This is a genomic window from Actinomycetospora chiangmaiensis DSM 45062 (genome assembly GCF_000379625.1).
Taxonomy (GTDB): Bacteria; Actinomycetota; Actinomycetes; order Mycobacteriales; family Pseudonocardiaceae; genus Actinomycetospora; species Actinomycetospora chiangmaiensis.
Map to the genome: position 1 here is coordinate 222,642 of NZ_KB903244.1, position 15,296 is coordinate 237,937.

The following is a 15,296-nucleotide window of genomic DNA, read 5'->3' on the forward strand; positions in this document are numbered from 1 at the left end:
CGGTCGGACGGACCGCCAAGAGGTCGAACACGAATGCGGAGGTCTGACATGGGTGACAAGTGGGGCGGCTGGAGCGGCCACGACAAGGACAGCGACCACGACTGGGGCAAGGGCTGGGGCTGGGGCGGCTGGAGCAGCAAGGACGACGACGACCACCACGACTGGGGCAAGGGCTGGGGCTGGGGCGGCTGGCACGGCGGCAAGGACTGCGGCTGAGCGACCGGCCCGGGTGGTGGCTCCGCACGAGCCGGGGCCACCACCGCCTGCCGTCCTCCCGACCGAGCGGACGACGTGAGGAGGTCGTGATCCGCAGGATGCTGCGCGCGCTGGTGCGCCCGCCGGAGGCCGGCGACGACGTGGTCGCGCCCGCCCCGCCCGTGGCACTACGGCAGATCTTCCGTCGCTTCGCCCCGGAGGTCCGACCGTTCCGCGGCCGGCTGTGCCTGAGCCTGCTCCTCGTCGTCGTCTCGCCCGCCGCCGACGCCGCCGCGATCTGGATGTTCAAGATTCTCGTCGACGACGTCATCACGCCGCGGGACTTCTCGGTCTTCCCCGCCGTCGCCGCGACCTACGTCGGGATCACCCTGCTCGGCGGCGCGATCGGATTCGCCGATGCCTACCTCGCGGCGTGGATCGGGGAGAACTTCCTGCGGCGGATGCGGACCCGCGTCTTCGCGCATCTGCACACCCTGTCGGTCGGCTTCTTCGACCGACGCCGGCTCGGGGACATCCTCGCCCGCCTCACGGGGGACGTCGCCGCGATCGAATCGCTGCTGCTCGCCGGAGTGGCGCAGGCCGCGTCCGCCGTCGTGCAGATCGGTCTCTTCACGGGGTTGATGGTGTACCTGAACTGGCGCCTGACCCTCGTCGCGCTCGCCGCGGTCCCCGTGTTCTGGCTCTTCGCCCGGGCCTTCTCCCTGCGCATCAAGGCCGGCTCGCGGGAGGTGCGACGCCGGACCGGTCTCATCAACGTCGTCGCCGAGGAGAGCCTCGGCAACGCGATCCTGGTCCAGGCCTACGGCCGCGAGCAGGCCGAGGTGGACCGCTTCGACCGCCGGGCCGGGGAGAGCGTGCACGCCCAGCTCGCCACCGCCCGGATCGGGGCCCTGTTCGCCCCCGTCACCCAGGTCTTCGAGGTCCTCGGCGTGATGGCCATCGTCGGGGTGGGCATCTGGCAGCTCAGCCTCGGGCAGATCACCCTCGGCGGGCTGCTGGCCTTCCTCATCTACCTCTCGCAGCTCTACTCGCCGGTGCGCAGCCTCGGCCAACTGTCCAACACCGTGTTCGGGGCGGCCGCGGGCGCGGAACGCATCATCGAGCTGCTCGACGAACAGCCCGAGGTCACGGGCCCGGACCACCCCGTCCCCCTCGGGCGCCCGCAGGGGCGGCTGCACGTCGAGGGCGTGGGTTTCTCCTACCCCCACACGACCCGGGACGTGCTCCACGACATCGACCTGACCGCCGCCCCGGGCGAGGTCGTCGCGCTGGTCGGCGCCAGCGGCGCGGGCAAGACGACGCTGCTCAAGCTCCTGCTCCGCTTCTACGACCCCACCGAGGGCCGGATCACCCTCGACGGGCACGACCTGCGGGACCTCGACCCCCGGGACGTGCGCGCCGCCGTCGCGGTCGTGCTGCAGGAGACGCTCCTGCTCGACGGCACCGTCGAGGAGAACATCCTCGCCGGGCGACCCGACGCCGATCACGACGCCGTCGTCGCGGCCGCACGCGCCGCGGACGCGCACGACTTCGTCGTCGCGCTGCCCGACGGCTACGCCACACGCGTCGGGCAGCGCGGCCGCCTGCTCTCGGGCGGTCAGCGCCAGCGGGTCGCCATCGCCCGCGCCATGATCCGCGACGCCCCGGTCCTCCTCCTCGACGAGCCCACCGCGAGCCTCGACGCCGAGGCCGGGGAACGCATCCTGGCCCCGCTGCGGCGGCTGATGGCCGGTCGGACGACCGTCGTCATCTCGCACAACCTGCTGACCGTCACCCACGCCGACCGGATCCTCGTCGTGGAGCACGGACGCGTCGTCGAGCGCGGCACCCACGGGGAGCTGCTCGCCGCCGAGGGGCGGTACGCCTCGCTCTACCGGCTCCACCACCCGACCCGGCCCGACCCCGTCACGCGCGGGCGTCCGGTCCTCGCCCACCCGTCCGTCGAAGGAACCCCCTCATGAAGATCACCTGCGTCGGTGGGGGACCCGCCGGCCTCTACTTCGCCATCTCCGCGGCCCTGCGCGACGGCGGACACGAGATCACCGTGATCGACCGGGACCCGCCGGGGGCGACCTACGGGTGGGGGGTCGTCTACTGGGACAACCTGCTCGACACGCTGTACCGCAACGACGCCGAGAGCGCCCGGGCGCTGCGGGCCGCGTCGGCGCTGTGGCGGGAACAGCGCGTCACCCTGGACGGGCGGACCGCGCACCTCGGGGGCTACGGCTACAGCGTCGGACGGGCGGCCCTGCTCGAGATCCTCGCCCGACGGGCGTCCGATCTCGGGGTCGACGTCCGCCACGACCACGCGGTGACCGACGCCCACGACATCCCGGACGCCGACCTGGTGGTCGCCGCCGACGGGGCGAACAGCCGCGTCCGCTCGCTCTCGGCCGGCCGCTTCGGGACCACGGTGCGGTCGGGCGCCAATCCCTACCTCTGGCTCGGCACCGACCGCGTGTTCCGTTCGTTCGTCTTCGACTTCGTCCCGACGCCGGGCGGCTGGGTGTGGTGCCACGCGTACCCATCGAGCGCCGGGGCGAGCACCTTCATCGTGGAGTGCCAGCCGTCGACCTGGGAGGCCCTCGGACTCGACACCCTGCCCGTCGACGAGACCGTCTCCCTCCTGGAGGGCATCTTCGGCGACCTGCTGGGCGGCCACCGGCTGCTGCTCGCGCCCCGGGACCGCGACGTCACGTGGCGCCGCTTCACCGAGGTCGGCAACACCCACTGGTACGACGGCTCGGTGGTCCTGCTGGGCGACGCCGCCCACACCACGCACTTCACCATCGGCTCGGGCACCCGGCTCGCCATCAACGACGCCATCGCGCTGGCCGACCGCCTGTACCGGCACGACAACGTGCTCGCGACCGCCCTGCCCGGCTTCGAGCGCGACCGCCTGCCACGCATCAGCCGCGTCCAGGCCGCCGCCCGCAGCAGCATGGCCTGGTTCGAGCACCTCGACCGCTACACCGACCGCGACGCCACCGACTTCGCCGCCGCCATGTGCGGGCGCCAGGGCCCCCTGCCCGCCTGGCGCTTCCTCCGGCACCGCACCCGCCAGCTCCTGCCCGTCCGGACGGCGGACCGCTGGCTCGACAACGGGCGACGCACCTACCTCGCCCTGCGCCGCGGGGAGACTCTCCAGCCCCCGCGACGACCTGGCCGCCGGCATGACCGGACACCCGGTCACGTCGACGGCAGCCACGGCGCCCGGACCGCGGACGGCCGGGCGCCGGGCCCTCAGCTGCAGCCGCTGGTGGAGCCGCAGCCCTCGCAGACGTAGCAGGAGCCGGCCGGCCGCATCTTCGTGCCGCAGGTCAGGCAGAGCGGCGCGTCGGCCGCCTTGCCCTGCTGCAGCTCGAGCAGCTCGGTCGAACTGCCGACCGAGATGTCCGCCTTCCGGACCCCGGCGGGCGTGGCCGACTCCTCGGCCGCGTCGACGGTCGACCGCAGCTCCTCGACGACCTCGACCGGGGCGGCCGGGGCCTGCCCGTAGTCGTTCGCGACCTGCGCGGTGCGCTCGTCCGCCGAGAAGATGCCCAGCTGGGCGCGCTTCTCGTAGGGCAGGTGGTCGAGGGCGATCCGGCGGAACAGGTAGTCGACGATGCTCGTCGCCATCCGTACGTCCGGGTCGTCGGTCATGCCCGCGGGCTCGAAGCGCATGTTCACGAACTTCGACACGTAGGTCTCCAGCGGCACCCCGTACTGCAGCGCGATGGAGATCGCCATCGAGAACGCGTCCATGACGCCGGCGAGCGTCGACCCCTGCTTCGACATCTTGACGAAGATCTCGCCGAGGCCGTCGTCGGGGTAGGAGCCCGCCGTCATGTAGCCCTCGGCGCCCGCGACCGCGAACGACACGGTCTCGCTCGGGCGCTTCTTCGGGAGCCGCTTGCGCACCGGACGGTGGTCGGTGGTCGCGACCTCGTTGCCGGTGGTCGACTCGGCCGTCGACCCGCCGGTCTTGCCGGCGGACAGCGGCTGGCCGACCTTGCAGTTGTCGCGGTAGATCGCGAGCGCCTTGAGCCCCATCTTCCAGGACTCGAAGTAGATCTCCTCGACCTCCTCGACGGTGGCCCGCTCGGGCATGTTCACCGTCTTGGAGATGGCGCCGGAGATGAACGGCTGGACGGCCGCCATCATCCGCACGTGGCCCATCGGCGCGATGGCCCGCTCGCCCATGGCGCAGTCGAACACCTCGTAGTGCTCGGGGCGCAGCCCCGGGGCGTCCACGACGTGCCCGTGCTCGGCGATGAACTCGACGATCGCCTCGATCTGCTCGCCCTGGTAGCCGAGGGACGCGAGGGCGCGCGGCACCGTCTGGTTGACGATCTGCATCGAGCCGCCGCCGACCAGCTTCTTGAACTTGACCAGCGAGAAGTCCGGCTCCACCCCGGTGGTGTCGCAGTCCATCATGAAGCCGATCGTCCCCGTGGGGGCGAGCACGCTGGCCTGGGCGTTGCGCCACCCGTTGCGGGCGCCGATCTCCAGGCCGTCCTGCCACTGCCGGGTGGCGGCGTCGCGGATGCGGGCGTCCTCGCGGTGCAGCGTGCGGATCGCGTCGTTCGCGGCGGCGTGCTTGCGCATGACCCGGCGGTGGGCGTCGGCGTTGCGGGCGTAGCCGTCGTAGGGAGCGACGGCGCCGGCCAGCTCTGCCGAGCGGCGGTAGGCGGTGCCGGTCATCAGCGAGGTGATGGCCGCGGCGAGCGCCTGCCCGCCCGCGGAGTCGTACGCGTGGCCGGTGGCCATCAGCAGGGCGCCGAGGTTGGCGTAGCCGATGCCCAGCTGCCGGAAGGCGCGGGTGGTGTCCCCGATCTCCGGCGTCGGGAAGTCGGCGAAGCAGATGGAGATGTCCATCGCGGTGATGACGAGCTCGACCGAGCGCGTGAAACCCTCGACGTCGAACCGCCCGTCGTCACCCAGGAACTTCATGAGGTTCAGCGAGGCGAGGTTGCAGCTGGAGTTGTCCAGGTGCAGGTACTCCGAACACGGGTTCGACGCGGTGATCCGGCCGGACTCGGGCGAGGTGTGCCAGTCGTTGATCGTGTCGTCGTACTGCAGGCCCGGGTCGGCGCACTCCCACGCCGCCTCGGCCATCTGCCGGAACAGGCCCTTGGCGTCGACCGACTCGATGACCTCGTGCGTCATCCGCGCCCGCAGCCCGAACTGGCCACCGGACTGGACGGCCCGCATGAACTCGTCGGTGACCCGCACCGAGTTGTTGGCGTTCTGGTACTGCACCGACGCGATGTCGGCGCCGCCGAGGTCCATGTCGAAGCCCGCGTCGCGCAGGACGCGGATCTTCTTCTCCTCGTTGCGCTTCGTCTCGACGAACTCCGCGATGTCGGGGTGGTCGACGTCGAGCACGACCATCTTCGCGGCCCGCCGGGTGGCTCCCCCGGACTTGATCGTGCCGGCGGACGCGTCCGCGCCGCGCATGAACGACACCGGCCCGGAGGCGGTGCCACCGGAGGAGAGCAGCTCCTTGGACGAGCGGATGCGGGAGAGGTTCAGGCCGGCACCGGAGCCGCCCTTGAAGATCAGCCCCTCCTCGCGGTACCAGTTGAGGATCGACTCCATGGTGTCGTCCACGGAGAGGATGAAGCAGGCGCTGACCTGCTGCGGCGACGCGGTGCCGACGTTGAACCACACCGGCGAGTTGAAGCTGAAGTACTGGTGCAGCAGCATCCAGGTCAGCTCGTCGGAGAACACCTCGGCGTCGGCGGGCGTCGCGAAGTAGCCGTGCGTGCGGCCGGCCGTGGTGTAGCTGCGCACGACGCGGTCGATCAGCTGCCGCAGGCTCGACTCGCGCTGCGGCGTGCCCACCGCCCCGCGGAAGTACTTGCTGGTGACGATGTTCGTGGCGTTGACCGACCACGTCGAGGGGAACTCGACGCCGCGCTGCTCGAAGTTCACCGAGCCGTCGCGCCAGTTGGTCATGACGACGTCACGGCGCTCCCACTCCACCCCGTCGTACGGGTGGACCCCCTCGGTGGTGTGCACGCGCGTGATCGACAGGCCCCGGCCGGCCGCACCCTCCGGCGCGCCGTCCGTGCTCGTGTCGGACCCGACGGTCTCCGTCATGCGTTCCTCGCCTCCTGCACCGGGGACGCTTCCCCACGTTCCGGTGCTCCGTAATCCCCGACTCATCACCGACGTCGCCGCCGGCCCTGTGCGATCACACTGATTCGTGCTCTGTCCCCTGGTCCGCGGGGTCCGCGGCCAACCGACCCCGCAGGTCGGCGATCTCGGCCTCGAAATCGGCCACGCAGGAGAAGTTCCGGTAGACGCTGGCGAACCGCAGGTAGGCCACGGCGTCCAGCTCCCGCAGCGGTCCCAGGATCGCCATCCCGACCTCGTGGCTCGGCACCTCGGCCGTGCCCGACGCCCGCACCGTCTCCTCCACCTGGTGCGCCAACAGTGCCAACGCGTCCGGGTCCACCGGACGTCCCTGGCAGGCCCTCGCCACCCCGCGCACGACCTTGTCGCGGCTGAACGGCTCGGTGACCCCACTGCGCTTGACCACCGCGAGGACGGCCTCCTCCACCGTGGTGAACCGCTTCCCGCACGCGGTGCAGGAGCGGCGGCGACGGATCGCCTGGCCCTCGTCGGCCTCGCGGGAGTCGACGACCCGGGAGTCGTCGTTGCGGCAGAACGGGCAGCGCATCCCGGTTCCCCTTCCTCGCGCGACCGGACCGGCCTGTGGATGGACGGCCTCCCCGCGCACCGCCTGGGGACACCGCTGTGGACCAGACGCCCCCGGGGTGTGGATTCGGGAGCGCCGCCGGTGGACGGACCACCGACCTCGGTGGAGCGACACCCGGATCCTGTGCGGGACCCTGTGGACAACACTCCACCTGCACACACAACCTGTGGACTAACTACATCCATGTAACCACAAGATGTTGGGGCGGGACGCTAGCGACACCCGAGAAACCGGTGCAAGCCGGATCCCCTGTTCCAGCGACCCCGGCGGCGAACGGCACCCTCGCGCGCCGGGCGGCCGCGTGTGGTGCCGGTGAGCGCACGCGTGGGTGACGGGGCGACACCACCCCTCCGGCGGCTCAGGGCGCTGCGGGGACCACCAGGGGGCGACCGGGAGTCACGAGCGAGGAGGAGAGGTGGTTGGCGTCGCGGATGTGCGCGACGACCGCCGACGGCTCGGAGCGCGGCGCCACCCGGGCGGCCACGTCGAGCAGCGTCTCCCCCGGCGCCACGACGGTGACCGTGGTCCCGGCCGGAACCGGCTCCGTGGCCCCCGCCGACCCGACCACGCCGCCGGCCAGGCGCACGGCCAGGGCCATCAGCCCGACGAGGAGGACGGCGAGCACGACCACCGCCACGGCCCGTCGCCGACGCAGCACCACGACGGGCGCGGGAGCGACATGAATCACATCGGTGGAATTCACCCGCCCGACGGAGGGCAGCGCCGGGGTGGACGGGACGACCAGCGCCGCCGGACGACCGGCCGGGCGGCAGGCGTCCCGACGGGGCGCGGGCCGGGTCGGCACGCCCGCGACGGACCGCCCCGCGGGGCGCACGCGACCGGTGGACCGGCCGCCCCACCCGGCGTCGACACCCCTCGTGACCTGCTCGGAAACCGAATCGGGGCCGACGGCCGCGGACCGCGGCCGCACCGGAGTCGAAGAGCTCATCGGGCACCTTCTTCCATCGCACAGGCGTTCGATCGAACGTCTGTGCGATGTCTAGCACCGACCCCCGACAACGTCGACGGACCGACCGGCGTGTCCTTCGAACACGTGTTTGATCCGTCGCGCACTCGGCGCTACCTTCTCGACCGGGAGCACGCTGCGTCACCGTCCCGCCGGTCACGGCCGGGACGTCGCGCGAGCCCACGCCACGAATCGAGGAGGACGCGATGACCGGACGCCGCCGCGGGGCCACCGACCCGCCCGGGGCCGACGAGGAGGCGGCCGGGGTCGCCACGGCCGCGACCGCGGAGGTGCACGCGTTCCCCGACCGGGAGCCCGAGCCCTCCGCCTCCGGGACGCCGGCCCTCACGCCGCGCCAGCGCAAGGTCCTCGAGGTCATCCGCGACTACATGGAACGCGTGGGCTACCCACCGAGCGTCCGCGAGATCGGCGACGCCGCGGGCCTCACCTCCACCTCGTCGGTGGCCCACCAGATGAAGGTGCTCGAGAAGAAGGGGTTCCTGCGCCGCAACGCCAGCCGCCCCCGGGCGCTCGAGGTCTTCATGCCCGAGGAGCTCGATCCCGAGCTCGCCGGCGGGTCCGAGACCGAGGGCGTGCGTGCCGACCGGCCCACCCCGTCCTACGTGCCCGTGGTGGGCCGCATCGCCGCCGGTGGCCCGATCCTCGCCGAGCAGGCCGTGGAGGACGTCTTCCCGCTGCCCAAGGAGCTCGTCGGCGAGGGCTCGCTGTTCCTGCTCAAGGTGGTCGGCGACTCGATGATCGAGGCCGCCATCACCGACGGCGACTGGGTGGTCGTGCGGCAGCAGCCGAACGCCGAGAACGGCGAGATCGTGGCCGCGATGCTCGACAACGAGGCCACCGTGAAGACCTACAAGCGCAAGGACGGCCACGTCTGGCTGCTCCCCGCCAACGAGGCCTACGAGCCCATCCCCGGCGACGAGGCGACCGTGCTCGGCAAGGTCACGGCGGTCCTGCGGCGCCTCTGACCGCGCCGTCGGCCCGCTCGGGCCGAACCCGCTGTCGTCCACGACGACGGGTCCGGCCGGGCGTCCCTGCCACCGACGGTGACCGGACCCGCCGTCAGGAACAGCTCGAGGATCAGGGCACCGGCACGGGGACGGCCGCGTCGGTGACGGCCGAGGCCAGCTCGGAGGACACCCGGGCGTGGAGCACGGTGCCCTCGGCGACGTGCCGCTCGGAGAGCACCTCGCCCTCGGCGTGCACCCGGGCCACCAGCGCGCCCTCGGTGTAGGGCAGCACGACCTCCACCTCGACCTCCGGTCGCGGCAGCTCCTCGGCGATGCGCCGGCGGAGCAGGTCGATCCCCTCCCCCGTGCGGGCGGAGACGAACACCGCACCCGAGAGCGTCCCCCGCAGCTGGGCGAGGGCCATCGGGTCCGCGTCGTCGACCTTGTTGACGACGAGCAGCTCCGGCGGCGTGGGCAGTGCCCGCTGCGGGTCGTCCCCGCGGGACGGCGGCCGCGGCTCGTCCGGGTCGTGCCCGATCTCCGCGATCACCTCCCGGACCGCGGCGATCTGCTCGAGCGCCGAGGGGTCGGAGCCGTCGACCACGTGCACGATGAGGTCGGAGTCGCCCACCTCCTCCAGCGTCGAGCGGAACGCCTCGACCAGCTGGTGGGGCAGGTGCCGGACGAACCCGACGGTGTCGGTGAGGGTCGCGACCCGGCCGTCCGCGGTCTCCCAGCGGCGCGTGGTCGGGTCGAGGGTGGCGAACAGGGCGTCCTCGACGAGCACGCCCGCGTCGGTGATCGCGTTGAGCAGCGAGGACTTGCCGGCGTTGGTGTACCCGGCGATGGCCACGGCCGGGACGTCCCGACGACGGCGTCGGTCGCGCTGGGTGTCGCGGACGGTCTTCATGCCCTCGAGCTCGCGGCGCAGCTTGGCGATCCGCTGGTGGATGCGCCGCCGGTCGGTCTCGAGCTTGGTCTCACCGGGACCACGGGTGCCGACGCCGCCACCGGCCCCACCGCCCGCGCCACCACCCTGGCGGGACATGGACTCGCCCCACCCACGCAGGCGGGGCAGGAAGTAGCGCAGCTGGGCCAGTTCGACCTGCGCCTTGCCCTCCCGGGACCGGGCGTGCTGGGCGAAGATGTCGAGGATCAGGGCGGTCCGGTCGACCACCTTGACCTTGAGCTTCTCCTCGAGCTGACGGAGCTGGCCGGGCGAGAGCTCACCGTCGGCGATCACGGTGTCGGCGCCCGTCGACTGCACGGTCTCGCGCAGCTCGGCCACCTTGCCCGAGCCCACGAAGGTCGCGGGGTCGGGCGAGGAGCGGCGCTGGATGAGCCCGTCGAGGACCTCGGAGCCGGCGGTCTCGGCCAGCCGCGCGAGCTCGACGAGGGAGGCGTCGGCGGCCTTGGCGGTGCCGTGGGTCCAGACACCGATGAGCACGACGCGCTCGAGGCGCAGCTGCCGGTACTCGACCTCGGTGACGTCGGTGAGCTCGGTGGACGCACCGGACAGCCCGGGGACGCGGCGGAGCGAGGTGCGCTCCTCCAGCTCCATCGCCCCCGTCGTGACGTCGGGGGCCGGGGCCTCGGCGGGCTCCACGGGGACGTCGCCGTCGAGCCGGATCGGACGGCCGACGGGACGGGGGTCGGGGGACGCGGGGCGACGAGCGGGTGCAGGTTCAGTCATCTTGACTCCACTGTCCCACGACCCGGGGCGCCTCACCACGTCTTATCGACGGCTGCTACGCGCGTGCCGTCTGCGCCACGCGGGTGAACGCGTACGGCTCGTCGTCGGAGCCGCCGAGCTCGACCTCGCCGCGGGCGATCAGCACGGCCGGGCCGGTCAGCGTCGTCGTCCCGGCCGCCACCCCCACCCGCAGCACCCCGCCCGGCGTCGTGACCGTGACCGTCCCGGTCTCCCGGCCCGCCGCCCGCAGCCCTGCGACCGCCCCGGCGACGGTTCCCGTGCCGCAGGACCGGGTCTCACCCGAGCCACGCTCGTGGACCCGCAGCCGGGTCGTCAGGTCGTCGGTCAGCGGCGAGAGGAACTCGACGTTGACCCCGTGCGGGAAGAGCGCCGGGTCGTGCCCCGGGGCCACCGTGAGGTCCAGGGCGTCGACGTCGGTGGTCGTCACGCAGGCGAGGTGCGGGTTGCCGACGTCGACGGCGATGCCCGGGAACGTGGTCACCGACCCCGTCGGCCCCGCCGTCGAGGGGACGACGGCCGTCGATTCCGGCCCGATCCGGGCCGGGCCCATGTCGACGGTGACGTCGCCCTGGTCGCCGAGCGTGACGGTCCGCAGACCGGCCCGCGTCGCGACGGCGAACTCCCCGGCCCCGGCCAGCCCCGCCGCCACGAGGTAGCGGGCGAAGACCCGGACGCCGTTGCCGCACATCTCGGCGATCGAGCCGTCGGCGTTGCGGTAGTCCATGAACCACGTCGCGCCCGGGTCCTCCGACGGCGCCACCCGCAGCACCCCGTCGGCGCCGAGCCCACGCCGCCGGTGGCAGAGGGCGCGGACGGCCGCCGGGCCGAGGTCGAGCCGGCCGTCGGGGTCGGGCAGCAGCACGAAGTCGTTCTCCGTGCCGTGGCCGAGGACGTACTCCATGGGTCCAGCCTACGAATCGTCGCGCAGCAGGGTGAGCACCTCGTCGACGAGCGTGGGCGACGCCGCGTCGAGCCACCGCACCCGGCCGTCGCGCCGGAACCACGACCGCTGGCGGCGCACCAGCCGGCGCGTGGCGACGACGATCCGCCGCCGCGCCTCGGCGAGCTGCACCGACCCGTCGTCGGGAAGGACGTCGAGGAGTTCCCGGTAGCCGACGGCGCGGGACGCGGTCTCCCCCGCCCGCAGCCCGCGGGCCTCGAGCGCGCGCACCTCGTCGACGAGCCCGGCGTCGAACATCGCGTCGACCCGGCGTTCGATGCGGACGTCGAGCTCGGCGGTGTCGCGGTCGAGCCCGACGAGCAGGGTGTCGTGGCGCGGCCGGCCGGGGCGCGGGAGGCTCGCGGCGAACGGCCGTCCGGTGATCTCGACGACCTCGAGCGCCCGCACGATCCGGCGGCCGTTGCCGGGCAGGATGCTCGCCGCGGCGTCGGGGTCGACGTCCGCGAGGCGGCCGTGGAGCACGCCCGGCCCGACCTCGGCGAGCTCGGCCTCGAGGCGCGCCCGCACCGCGGGGTCGGTGCCGGGGAAGGCGAGGTCGTCCAGCAGCGCCTGGACGTAGAGGCCCGACCCGCCGACCGCGATCGGGGTCCGTTCCCGACGGCGGATGGCGTCGACCGCCGCCCGCGCGTCGCGCTGGTAGGCGGCGACGGAGGCGGTCTCGGTGACCTCCAGGACGTCGAGCAGGTGGTGCGGGACACCCCGGCGCTCGGCGACCGGGAGCTTGGCGGTGCCGATGTCCATGCCCCGGTAGAGCTGCATCGCGTCGGTGTTGACGATCTCGCCGTCGAGTCGCTCGGCCAGATCCAGGGCGAGGTCGGACTTCCCCGTGGCGGTCGGGCCGACGAGCGCGATGGGCCTGGTCATCAAGGCCATGATCCCGTGGGGCCGCGATGCACGCGTGGGGCGGGTGGGGTGTCCTGCGGGCGGGTTGTCGCAGGTCGGGGGTGCGGCACCGCCGGCTCTACTGTTTGAATGCCCGCACGATCGGAGCGGGAGGTGTGCGGCGCATGGCCGACGAGCAGGCCACGGGGGTGGCCGGCGCGGTCCCGGAGACGAGCGGGGCGACGGAAGACGTGACGGAGCAGGAGTCGACGACGGGGACGCCGGAGGGCGGGCCCGACGAGGCGGAGCAGGTGCAGATCTCCCCGGCCGCGGTGGCGGCGGAGGACCCGGAGTCGGTCGACGGGGCGACGAGCGTGGCCCCGGAGGCCGTGGCGTCCGACGAGCCCGTGCCCGCGACGTCCGGTGACGCCCCGGTGACGGTGTCCCCGGCCGCCGTGGCACCCGACGACGCGACCCCCGAGGACGCCGCCGCCGACGACGCCGCGCAGGTTCCTGCGGAGTCCGCGCCGCCGATCCCGGCCCCCGGCCCACCCCCCGGAGCGCCCGAGGTCCCGGGCACGCCCGGAGTGGCCGCGCCGCCGGAGCCGATGCCGGGTCCGGGCGGTGACGGCGCGGAGGAGCACGCGGGGCCGGCGAGCCCCGCCGCCGAGGTCGCCGAACTGCCCACCGTCCCCGCCGCGACCGACGAGCCCTCCCGGTGGGGTCGCGTCGACACCGACGGCACCGTCTACACGGTCGCACCCGAGGGCGAGCGCGCGGTCGGGTCGTGGCAGGCCGGCGACGCCGTCGAGGGCCTGGCCCACTACGCACGCCGTTTCGACGACCTCCGCACCGAGGCCGACCTCCTCGTCCGTCGTCTCCACTCCGGTCGGGGCGACGCCGCGAACGTGCTGCGCAGCGCGACGGTGCTGCGGGAGCGGCTGGACGTCGCGGCGGTCGTCGGGGACCTCCCCGGCCTCGTCGTTCGCCTCGACGCCGTGATCACCGCCGCCGAGCAGGCAGGGAAGGCCGAGAAGACGGCGAAGGCCGGCGCGCGCGAGCAGGCGGTGGCCCGCAAGGAGGCGCTCATCGGCGAGGCGGAGACGCTCTCCGAGGAGACCACGCGCTGGAAGCACGCGGGCGACCGCTTCTCGGCGATGCTCGAGGAGTGGAAGACGATCCGCGGGATCGACCGCAAGACCGACGACGCGCTGTGGAAGCGCTTCGCGAAGGCCCGTGAGACCTTCACCCGTCGTCGTGGGGCGCACTTCGCCGAGCTCGACCGCGAGCGGGCGGCCGCGAAGGCCCGCAAGGAGGAGCTCGTCGTCGAGGCGGAGTCGCTGCAGTCCTCGGAGGACTGGGGCGCGACCGCCGGGCGCTACAAGGAGCTCATGACGGAGTGGAAGGCGGCCGGCCGGACGTCGAAGGACGCCGACGACGCCCTCTGGGCCCGCTTCCGCGGCGCCCAGGACGCCTTCTTCTCGCGCCGCTCGGCGACGTTCGACGCCCGCGACGCCGAGTTCACGCAGAACGCGACGGCCAAGGAGGCCCTCCTCAAGGAGGCCGCCGCGATCGACCTGTCCGACACCGACTCCGCCCGGGCCGCGCTGCGCTCGGTGCAGGAGCGGTGGGACGAGATCGGCAAGGTCCCCCGCGAGCGGGTCCGGGAGTTCCAGAACCGGCTGAAGGAGGTCGAGGACCGCGTGCGCGCGGCCGTCGACAAGCGCTGGTCCCGGACCGACCCGGAGAAGGAGGCCCGCGTCGGCCAGTTCCGGGAGCGGGTCGAGGCCTTCGAGGCGCAGGCCGCCAAGGCCCGGGCCGCCGGGGACGAACGCCGGGCCAAGGAGGCCGAGAAGCAGGCCACCACGTGGCGGGAGTGGCTCGCCGCCGCGGAGCGCGCGACGGGCTGACCCGCCGCCACGCCCCTTCTCCGAGCGGCGCTCTCGCGACGATGCGCGGGAGGGCCGCTCGGTCATGCCGTTGTCCCGGTCTCCCGGCGGAACCGCCGGACGGGCGCGCCGTACCGCCCCGTACCGCGCGCCTCCTCGGCGAACCCGGCCCGGAGGAGGGCAGCGGCCGAGGCGACGCTTGTCGAGGTGGGTCTCGGCGCGCAGGTCCGTCCCGGGGAAGTGCCCCACCAGCCGATGCACGGCGATCCCGACGAGTGCCGTCGCGCATCCCTGGCCCCAGCGCTCGGGAACGACCCAGTACCCGATCTCGAGACTCCCGTGCGCCCGGGGATCCCGCCCGGTGTCCTCGGCGGGATCGAGTTCCGCGACCAGCAGACCGACGAGGTGACCGTCGCGGTCGCCCACCCGCCACCAGCAGCCGCGCCCGGTGTCGACGACCTTCCGTGCGCGCCGGAACCGGGCTCGCGCCCTCTCCCGCGACCACGCCGTACCGTCCCCCACCTCGGACGTCACGCGCGGATCGGTCGCGAGGCCGACGAACTCGTCCTCCTCGTCATCGCGCCAGGACCGGACGGTCAGCTCCATCAGTGCCCGTCGTCCGGGGTGCTGGGCGCCACGAAGATGCAGAACGGGTGCCCGGCCGGGTCGGCGTAGACGTACAGCGGCTCGTCCTCGTCGTCGGAACGGTCGAGGAGCAGGGTCGCGCCGAGGCCGAGGGCGCGGCGGTGCTGCCGGTGTAGGTCCGCGGTCGTCGGCACGGTGAGGTCGAGGTGGACCCGCTGGTGCCCGCTCGGCCAGTCGACCGGCGGCAGGGTCGCCACGGGCTGCACGGCGAGCACCGGCATGCCGCGTCCGTCGCGCAGCGCGAGCCACTCCTGCGCCTGCCGGTCCGGCCCGCCGTCGCCCGGCGGCTCGTCGCCGATCCGGTACCGCAGCCCGAGGAGCTGCCGGTAGAACTCGGCGATCCCGCGGGCGTCCACGGCGTCGAGCACGGTCTGGCGGAGGATCGGGTGGTCGACCATGGCGCCC

The 15,296-nt window shown here is 73.6% G+C and carries 12 protein-coding genes and 1 pseudogene; 5 read left to right on the top strand and 8 right to left on the bottom strand.

The features are described 5' to 3' along the window. Positions 1-48: 48 nt before the first annotated feature. The 3 genes from A3CO_RS38795 (at position 49) to A3CO_RS0122950 (ending at position 3,502) form a co-directional block, all read left to right on the top strand. Positions 49-216 (top strand): hypothetical protein, encoded by a 168-nt coding sequence (locus A3CO_RS38795; RefSeq protein ID WP_018334594.1) that lies wholly within the window; start codon positions 49-51, stop codon positions 214-216. Between the two features lie 86 nt (positions 217-302). Next, positions 303-2,177 (top strand): ABC transporter ATP-binding protein, encoded by a 1,875-nt coding sequence (locus tag A3CO_RS33925; RefSeq protein ID WP_245561574.1) that lies wholly within the window; start codon positions 303-305, stop codon positions 2,175-2,177. Beyond that, the gene (locus tag A3CO_RS0122950; RefSeq protein ID WP_018334596.1) at positions 2,174-3,502 is read left to right on the top strand and encodes an FAD-dependent monooxygenase; all 1,329 of its coding nucleotides are present in this window, start codon (positions 2,174-2,176) and stop codon (positions 3,500-3,502) included. The genes A3CO_RS33925 and A3CO_RS0122950 overlap by 4 nt, the downstream gene beginning before the upstream one ends. Here the strand turns inward: A3CO_RS0122950 and A3CO_RS0122955 are convergent. From A3CO_RS0122955 to A3CO_RS38415, 3 genes are all read right to left on the bottom strand, one after another. After that, positions 3,460-6,303 carry a vitamin B12-dependent ribonucleotide reductase gene (locus tag A3CO_RS0122955; protein ID WP_018334597.1) on the bottom strand — a complete coding sequence of 948 codons (2,844 nt, stop codon included), beginning with the start codon at positions 6,301-6,303 and terminating at the stop codon, positions 3,460-3,462. The two genes, A3CO_RS0122950 and A3CO_RS0122955, sit on opposite strands and share 43 nt — an antisense overlap. A 94-nt stretch (positions 6,304-6,397) precedes the next feature. Beyond that, positions 6,398-6,886, bottom strand: a complete 489-nt coding sequence (nrdR, locus tag A3CO_RS0122960; protein WP_018334598.1) for a transcriptional regulator NrdR — start codon at positions 6,884-6,886, stop codon at positions 6,398-6,400. Positions 6,887-7,283: 397 nt separating this feature from the next. Beyond that, a complete protein-coding gene (locus A3CO_RS38415) occupies positions 7,284-7,628 on the bottom strand; it encodes a hypothetical protein (RefSeq protein WP_157647804.1) in 345 nt (114 codons plus the stop codon). A gap of 470 nt (positions 7,629-8,098) precedes the next feature. Between A3CO_RS38415 and lexA the strand changes: the two genes are divergently transcribed. Continuing rightward, a complete protein-coding gene (gene lexA, locus A3CO_RS0122970; protein WP_018334600.1) occupies positions 8,099-8,878 on the top strand; it encodes a transcriptional repressor LexA in 780 nt (259 codons plus the stop codon). A 112-nt stretch (positions 8,879-8,990) separates the two neighbouring features. On the opposite strand, the gene hflX is transcribed toward lexA, so the two are convergent. The 3 genes from hflX to miaA all read right to left on the bottom strand — a co-directional run bounded on the left by hflX (position 8,991) and on the right by miaA (position 12,399). After that, positions 8,991-10,421, bottom strand: coding sequence for a GTPase HflX (gene hflX / locus A3CO_RS0122975; RefSeq protein WP_051086068.1), 1,431 nt, complete (start codon positions 10,419-10,421; stop codon positions 8,991-8,993). Between the two features lie 187 nt (positions 10,422-10,608). After that, positions 10,609-11,475, bottom strand: a complete 867-nt coding sequence (dapF, locus tag A3CO_RS33930) for a diaminopimelate epimerase (RefSeq protein ID WP_018334602.1) — start codon at positions 11,473-11,475, stop codon at positions 10,609-10,611. Between the two features lie 9 nt (positions 11,476-11,484). Then, a complete protein-coding gene (gene miaA, locus A3CO_RS0122985; protein WP_018334603.1) occupies positions 11,485-12,399 on the bottom strand; it encodes a tRNA (adenosine(37)-N6)-dimethylallyltransferase MiaA in 915 nt (304 codons plus the stop codon). Positions 12,400-12,965: 566 nt separating this feature from the next. On the opposite strand from miaA, the gene A3CO_RS33935 reads away from it, so the two are divergent. Then, positions 12,966-14,267 carry a DUF349 domain-containing protein gene (locus tag A3CO_RS33935; protein ID WP_169510971.1) on the top strand — a complete coding sequence of 434 codons (1,302 nt, stop codon included), beginning with the start codon at positions 12,966-12,968 and terminating at the stop codon, positions 14,265-14,267. 192 nt (positions 14,268-14,459) lie between these two features. On the opposite strand, the pseudogene A3CO_RS40480 reads toward A3CO_RS33935, so the two are convergent. Next, positions 14,460-14,852: pseudogene (locus A3CO_RS40480) on the bottom strand (GNAT family N-acetyltransferase); the annotation flags it as partial. Continuing rightward, entirely contained in the window at positions 14,852-15,289 is a 438-nt protein-coding gene (locus tag A3CO_RS0122995) for a VOC family protein (protein ID WP_018334605.1), read from the bottom strand. The gene A3CO_RS0122995 and the pseudogene A3CO_RS40480, both read right to left, overlap by 1 nt. Positions 15,290-15,296: the final 7 nt, after the last annotated feature.